This window comes from Streptomyces sp. NPDC031466 (genome assembly GCF_055581265.1).
The window spans coordinates 313571-320368 of sequence record NZ_JBVIJT010000012.1 but is presented as its reverse complement, the minus strand read 5'-3'; the positions used below and the strand labels follow the sequence as shown (position 1 = coordinate 320368).

General features: G+C 71.8%; 5 protein-coding genes and 1 pseudogene. 3 read left to right on the top strand and 3 right to left on the bottom strand.

Annotation, left to right across the window (positions count from 1 at the left end; genetic code table 11):
• The 3 genes and pseudogenes from ACZ5GP_RS29380 to ACZ5GP_RS29370 form a co-directional block, all read right to left on the bottom strand.
• Window positions 1-216, bottom strand: a 216-nt coding sequence (locus ACZ5GP_RS29380) for an alpha-amylase family glycosyl hydrolase (protein WP_468753705.1), incomplete at its 3' end; no start/stop codon positions are given.
• Window positions 213-2402: an alpha-1,4-glucan--maltose-1-phosphate maltosyltransferase gene (locus tag ACZ5GP_RS29375; protein ID WP_468753724.1), complete on the bottom strand. Its 2190-nt coding sequence runs from the start codon at window positions 2400-2402 to the stop codon at window positions 213-215. The genes ACZ5GP_RS29380 and ACZ5GP_RS29375, both read right to left, overlap by 4 nt.
• A gap of 117 nt (window positions 2403-2519) precedes the next feature.
• A pseudogene (locus ACZ5GP_RS29370) lies at window positions 2520-2699 on the bottom strand (DUF5133 domain-containing protein); the annotation flags it as partial.
• 197 nt (window positions 2700-2896) lie between these two features.
• Between ACZ5GP_RS29370 and ACZ5GP_RS29365 the strand changes: the two are divergent.
• The 3 genes from ACZ5GP_RS29365 to ACZ5GP_RS29355 all read left to right on the top strand — a co-directional run bounded on the left by ACZ5GP_RS29365 (window position 2897) and on the right by ACZ5GP_RS29355 (window position 6793).
• Window positions 2897-3502 (top strand): pep a2, encoded by a 606-nt coding sequence (locus ACZ5GP_RS29365; RefSeq protein WP_468753704.1) that lies wholly within the window; start codon window positions 2897-2899, stop codon window positions 3500-3502.
• A 135-nt stretch (window positions 3503-3637) separates the two neighbouring features.
• Window positions 3638-5785: a glycogen debranching protein GlgX gene (gene glgX, locus ACZ5GP_RS29360; RefSeq protein ID WP_468753703.1), complete on the top strand. Its 2148-nt coding sequence runs from the start codon at window positions 3638-3640 to the stop codon at window positions 5783-5785.
• A gap of 138 nt (window positions 5786-5923) precedes the next feature.
• Entirely contained in the window at window positions 5924-6793 is an 870-nt protein-coding gene (locus ACZ5GP_RS29355) for a VOC family protein (RefSeq protein ID WP_468753702.1), read from the top strand.
• Window positions 6794-6798 lie beyond the last annotated feature (5 nt).

Here is a 6798-nt window from a genome sequence, read left to right as displayed (position 1 = left end):
GAAGAAGGGGGGCAGCCACAGGCAGTCCACACCCAGCCATTGCAGGTAGTCGAGCTTGGCGGTGATCCCTTTCAGGTCGCCGATGCCGTCGCCGTCGCTGTCCTGGAAGGAGCGGACGAGGACCTCGTAGAACACCGCCCTCTTGAACCAGTCGGGATGACGGTCCTCGGCGGGCGTGTCCTCGAAGGTGTCCTGGACGGGCTCATTGACGATCACGATGACCCTCCGTTCTCCCCCGCCTGCGGCCGCACCAGTACATGGGCGCCGCCGGGGCCAAGACGCACATAGTTGGCGCCGCCCCACTGGTAGGTCTCGCCGCTCAGTTCGTCGCGCACCGGCACGGACGCGTGCCGATCCAGGCCCAGCCGCCCCAGGTCCAGGAAGACGGTGCCCTCCTGGGTGTGGCGGGGGTCGAGGTTGGCGACCACCACGACCAGGTCCTCGCCGTCGCGCTTGCTGTAGACGATGAGCGCGTCGTTGTCGGCCCGGTGGAAGTGGAGGTTCCTGAGCAGGTGCAGGGCCCGGTGGCGTCGCCGGATTCCGTTGAGCGTGGTGATGAGGGGCACGATGGTGCGGCCCTCCCGCTCGGCCGCCGCCCAGTCGCGCGGCCGGAGTTGGTACTTCTCCGAGTCCAGGTACTCCTCGCTGCCCGGCCGCAGCGGGGTGTTCTCGCACAGCTCGAAGCCGCTGTAGAGGCCCCAGGTCGGCGAGAGGGTGGCGGCGAGCACGGCCCGCACCTCGAAGGCCGGGCGCCCGCCCTCCTGGAGGTAGGCGTGCAGGATGTCCGGGGTGTTCACGAAGAGGTTCGGGCGCAGATAGGCGGCCGTCTCCACGGAGAGGTCGGTCAGGCAGTCGACGATCTCCCGCTTGGTGTTGCGCCAGGTGAAGTACGTGTACGACTGCTGGAAGCCGGCGCGGGCCAGCGCCCGCATGACCGCCGGGCGGGTGAAGGCCTCGGCGAGGAAGACGACGTCGGGGTCGGTGCCGTTGATCCGGGCGATGACCTCCTCCCAGAACACCACCGGCTTGGTGTGGGGGTTGTCGACGCGGAAGATCCGCACCCCGTGCCCCATCCAGAACCGCAGCAGCCGCTCCGTCTCCGCGACCAGCCCCGGCAGGTCCCGGTCGAAGGCGAGCGGATAGATGTCCTGGTACTTCTTCGGCGGGTTCTCCGCGTACGCGATGGAACCGTCCGCCCGCTGCCGGAACCACTCCGGGTGCTTGTCCACCCACGGATGGTCCGGCGAGCACTGCAACGCGAAGTCCAGCGCGACCTCCAGACCCAGCTCGCCCGCCCGCCGCACGAACGCGTCGAAGTCGTCGAGGGTCCCGAGATCGGGGTGGACCGCGTCGTGGCCGCCCTCGGGCGAGCCGATCGCCCAGGGCACGCCCACGTCGTGCGGGCCGGAGGACAGAGAGTTGTTCGGGCCCTTGCGGAAGGTGCTGCCGATCGGGTGGATCGGCGGCAGGTACACCACGTCGAAACCCATGTCCGCGATCGCGGGCAGCCGCTCGGCCGCCGTGCGGAACGTCCCCGACACCGGCGGCGCGCCCTCCCGCACGACGGCACCCTCCGAACGCGGGAAGACCTCGTACCAGGAACCGAACAACGCCCGCCGCCGCTCCACGACCAGGGGCAAGTCGGCCGAACGGGTGACCCGTTCACGCAGCGGGTGGCGGGCGAGGACCGCGTCCACCTCGGGGGTGAGGGCCGCCGCGAGGCGGGCGTCGGGCGGACGCAGTTCGTCGCGGAGCGCCTGGGCGGCGACCCGCAGCGTCCGACGTGCCGTGCCGTCCGGGGCCCCGTCCGCCGCGCGCTCGTACAGCAGCGCGCCTTCTTCCAGCGTCACCCCGGTGTCGATGCCGGCGGGGATCTTGATCTCGGCGGCGCGGCGCCACCCGGTCACCGGATCCGTCCACGCCTCCACGGCGTACGTCCAGCGCCCCTCGGCGTCCGGCGTCACCTCCGCGCCCCACCGGTCGCTGCCGGGCGCCAGTTCCCGCATGGGGGTCCAGGGGCCGGTGCGGCCGTCCGGGCCGAGCAGGACGACGTTGGCGCCGACCGCCTCGTGTCCCTCGCCGAAGAGCGTGGCCGTGACCTGGAAGGTCTCGCCGGGGACCGCCTTGACGGGGCGCCGTCCGCAGTCAAGCGCGGGGCCGACGTCCACGATGGGCACGGTGGGGAACTCCGGGCCCCGCCGCGCCGAAGACGCCTGCGCGGGAGAGGTCCGGGAGGGGGACGCGGGCGCGGGAGAGGTCCGCGTGGAAGACGCCTGCGCGGGGGAAATCCGGGAAGGAGAAGCCGGCGCGGCAGAAGCCCACGACGACCAGGGCCGCACCGGAGCCGGGCGCGCCGAAGCGCCCGCCGCTGGGGCTTGGCCCGCCTTCGGAGCCTCGGTCATCGCTCTCTCCTCTGCCATGTTCCGGCGCACGGGGCGCAGTGGAGCGCCGGTCAGCGCCGGCGCCTTGACGCCGGGCACCGGCTGCCGTGCGCGCGTCGGCCGCAGGCCCAGGTAGTTCTCGGCCGCGTCGGCGGCGATCCGCGCCGTGCACTCACCCATCAGTACGCACAGCGTGTACGCGGTGTTCTCGAAGTGCATCCGCACGGCGCGGTCCGCCGGGTCCGCGAGCAACAAGCGCTCCCACGCCCGGTATTGGTCCAGATGCCGCGCGACCTCAGCTTTCGTGGGCAGCAGCATCACCCCATGGTGCACGCGTGACCACGCAGCGTCCTGTTGGATCTTCAACCACGGGGCTGACCTGCTCGTGTTGCGCGAATGGAGCAGCACTCTCACCCTGGGACTACTCAGAAGCGATCAGTGCTCACGCTTCGTGCTCGGGGCTCGGCCCCACAGGGCCGGGAAGACCGGGGCTTCGCTGAGAGGAGCCAAGCGCGATGAAGAAAGCAATCCCCTGTTATTACCACCTAGAGGTGGACATCAGCCCGGAGAGGATCGATCAGGTCAGGCGCATCCTGGCCGCGCATCTCCGACACTGGGGCCTGGGGATTCTCGCCGAACGCGTGTGCCACTGCGCCGGAGTGCTGCTCCGGGCGGTCGAGGAACACGCGACGGACAAGAACGCCGCGGTGGAGCTGTGGTGGAACGGACAGCACCTCATCACCGCCGTGTCGGACAGCGAACCCGACCTGCCCGACCCGCACTACGGGCCGCAGGGCTGTCTGGCACAGATCGCCGCGCTCAGCGACGGCTGGGGCAACTACCCGGCGACCAACGGCAAGATCATCTGGTTCTCGCACCGCGCACGCTCCCCCGAACGGGCCCCGCTGGCCCCGACGCCGCCCGCGCCCGGACTGCGGGTGGCGCGCCCGCTGCCCCGCGGGGTGCCCCTGGCCGCGAGCGCCGCGCCGCCCGAGGAGGAACCGGTGGTCGTCGGCGCCGCACCGGCCGCTCACGACCGGCGGTCCGACGGAACATGCCCGAGGATGGTGGAGCGATCCACCACGTCCTCTCCCGAGCGGCGGACGGCCTCCGCCGTGTGAGCCCGCGTACGCGCACGGCAGCGCGTCACTGGCCGCGGCGACCTCGCCGGGACGCCGCGGCCCGTCGGTCTTCCCGACGCTCATGGGCCGCTGAGGACAGACCGAGACCGCGCTCATCCGTATGGAGGCAGCAGCGTGCGCACCTGGACCGGGCGCCCCTTTCCCCTGGGCGCCACCTATGACGGCGAAGGAACCAACTTCGCCCTGTTCAGCGAGATCGCCGATCGCGTCGACCTCGTCCTCGTCAACGAGGACGGCACGCACCACGACATCCCCCTGACCGAGGTCGACGGTTCCGTCTGGCACTGCTACCTGCCGGGCGTCGGCCCCGGCCGGCGCTACGGCTACCGGGTGCACGGCCCCTGGGAACCCGCCACGGGCCACCGGTGCAATCCGGCGAAGCTGCTACTGGACCCCTACGCCAAGGCGATGGAGGGGCAGGTGGACAACCACCCCTCGCTGTACGAGCGGGCGGAGCAGGGGCCCGACCCCGCCGACAGCGCCGCCCACACCCTGCTCTCGGTGGTGACCGACCCGTCCTTCCCCTGGGAGGGCGACCGGCCGCTGCGGCGGCCCTACGCCGAGACCGTGATCTACGAGACGCATGTGCGCGGTCTGACCCGCACCCACCCGGGGGTCCCGGCGGAGCTGCGGGGCACCTACGCGGGCCTCGCGACGGAGGCGGTCATCGACCACCTCCTCTCGCTCGGGGTGACGGCCGTCGAGCTGATGCCGGTGCACCAGTACGTGCAGGACGGCTTCCTGCTCGACCGCGGCCTGTCCAACTACTGGGGGTACACCTCCATCGGCTTCTTCGCCCCGCACAACGCCTACGCGGCGCGCGGTTCGAGGGGCGGGCAGGTCGGCGAGTTCAAGTCGATGGTCAAGAAGCTGCACGCGGCGGGCCTCGAAGTGATCCTGGACGTGGTCTACAACCACACGGCGGAGGGCAACGAGAACGGCCCCACGCTCGCCTTCCGCGGCATCGACAACGCCTCGTACTACCGGCTGGCGCAGGACGATCCGGCGCACTACTTCGACACCACGGGCACCGGCAACAGCCTGCTGATGCGCCACCCCAACGTCCTGCAACTGATCATGGACTCGCTGCGGTACTGGGTCACCGAGATGCACGTCGACGGCTTCCGCTTCGACCTGGCGGCCACGCTGGCGCGCCAGTTCTACGACGTGGACCGGCTGTCGGCGTTCTTCGACCTCGTGCAGCAGGACCCCGTGGTGGGCCGCGTCAAGCTCATCGCCGAGCCGTGGGACGTCGGCGAGGGCGGTTACCAGGTCGGCAACTTCCCCCCGCTGTGGTCGGAGTGGAACGGCAAGTACCGCGACTCGGTGCGGGACTTCTGGCGCGGTGCGGAGAACTCCCTCGCCGAGTTCGCCTCCCGGCTGACCGGTTCCTCCGACATCTACCAGCGCGAGCGGCGCCGGCCCCGCGCCAGCGTCAACTTCGTCACCGCGCACGACGGCTTCACACTGCGCGACCTGGTCTCGTACAACGACAAGCACAACGAGGCCAACGGCGAGGACAACCGCGACGGCGAGAGCACGAACCGCTCCTGGAACTGCGGGGCCGAGGGCCCCACCGCCGACGAGGCGATCCTGGAGCTCCGCGCGCGCCAGCAGCGCAACTTCCTCGCCACGCTCATGCTGTCGCAGGGCATCCCGATGCTCGCCCACGGCGACGAGCTGGGCCGCACCCAGGGAGGCAACAACAACGCCTACTGCCAGGACAACGAGATCTCCTGGATCGACTGGGACCTCGGCGACGACCAGCGCGAGCTGGTCGACTTCACCCGGCGGGCCATCGCGCTGCGCGCCGCGCACCCCGTGCTCCGCCGACGCAGGTTCTTCCGCGGCGACACCGCGACGCACGAGAGGCAGCCGCTGGCGGACCTCGTGTGGCTGCGGCCCGACGCCCGCGAGATGACGGAGGGCGACTGGCGGCGCGCCGACGCCCATGCCGTCTGCGCCTTCCTCAACGGGGACGCGATCGCCGAGCCGGACTCCCGCGGCAGGCCCGTCGTGGACGACTCCTTCCTGCTCCTGCTGAACAGCCACCGCGAGCCGGTCGTCTTCCGTCTGCCCGGCCCCGCGTACGGGGAACGCTGGGCGACCCGGATCGACACCACCGACCCGCTGGGCCTGTCGGACGAGGCCGAGCACAAGGCGGGCAGCGAGGTCACCCTGGCCGCACACAGCCTGCTCCTGCTCTCCCGGCCGTCCCCGGTCAGGGGCCGCACTCCCGGGCGGGCGGGTTCCGCCGGGTGAGGCGCACGCCGAGTGGCGCGTCGCGCGCCCTCTTGCCCACACTGAAGGGCGGCAGGGCGCCGAGCCTCCCGCCGAACCCGAAAGCACAGGTGCCAGACTGGATTTTCAGGGCGCCTCGATTTCCAGGACGGGTTGCACATGCACCACGACAACACGATGCCTCCGGGCCCGTACGGCACGACGACCTCCGGCGTGGCCGCCCGGGGCGCCAGGACCGGTTCGGCACTGAGTGAGTCAGCGGTCGGCGCCCCCTGCTGGGTCAGCCTGACGGCACGCGACCTCACCACCGCACAGAGGTTCTACGGCGCCGTGATGGGCTGGCAGTTCCGCCCGGCCAAGCTCGGCGAGCAGTTCTCCGTCGCCACGGCCCACGGCGACCCCGTCGCCGGCGTCGGCGCCATCGCCTCCTCCTTCCAGATCGCGGTGGCCTGGACGCCCTACTTCGCGGTCCTGAGCGCGGACGAGACGGTGAGCCGCGTCCGGGAGCGCGGGGGCACGACGGCGGTGGGGCCGATCCCCTTCCCCAACGGGCGCGCGGCCCTGCTCTCCGACCGCGACGGCGCCGTCTTCGGGATCTGGGAGGGCGAGATCCTCACCAGTTGGCGCAGCGAACTGCACTCGGCGCCCGCCTGGCTGCGGCTGAGCACCCGCGACGCCTTCGACGCCGCCATCTTCTACGGCGAGGTGCTGGACTGGGCGTGCGGGCGCCCCGAGTGCTGCGAGGTGCGCTACCAGCAGGAAGAGGTGGTGGTCTACAGCGCGGGCCGCCCGGCGGCCCGGCTCAGTTCGGGCGCCGTCGAGGCGGACCCGGATCCGGCGGTACGCCCGCACTGGCAGGTCCACTTCACCGTCGACGACGTGGAGGCGTGCGTGCGCGCCACGGCGGAGTCCGGTGGGCACGTGGTCACCCAGGACCTGTCCGCGCGGCCGCCCTCGGCGACGCTGCGGGACCCCGACGGCGCGCAGTTCCGGGTCGTCGGCAAGGAGCCCGGCCGGCCATCGGCCTGACCCGG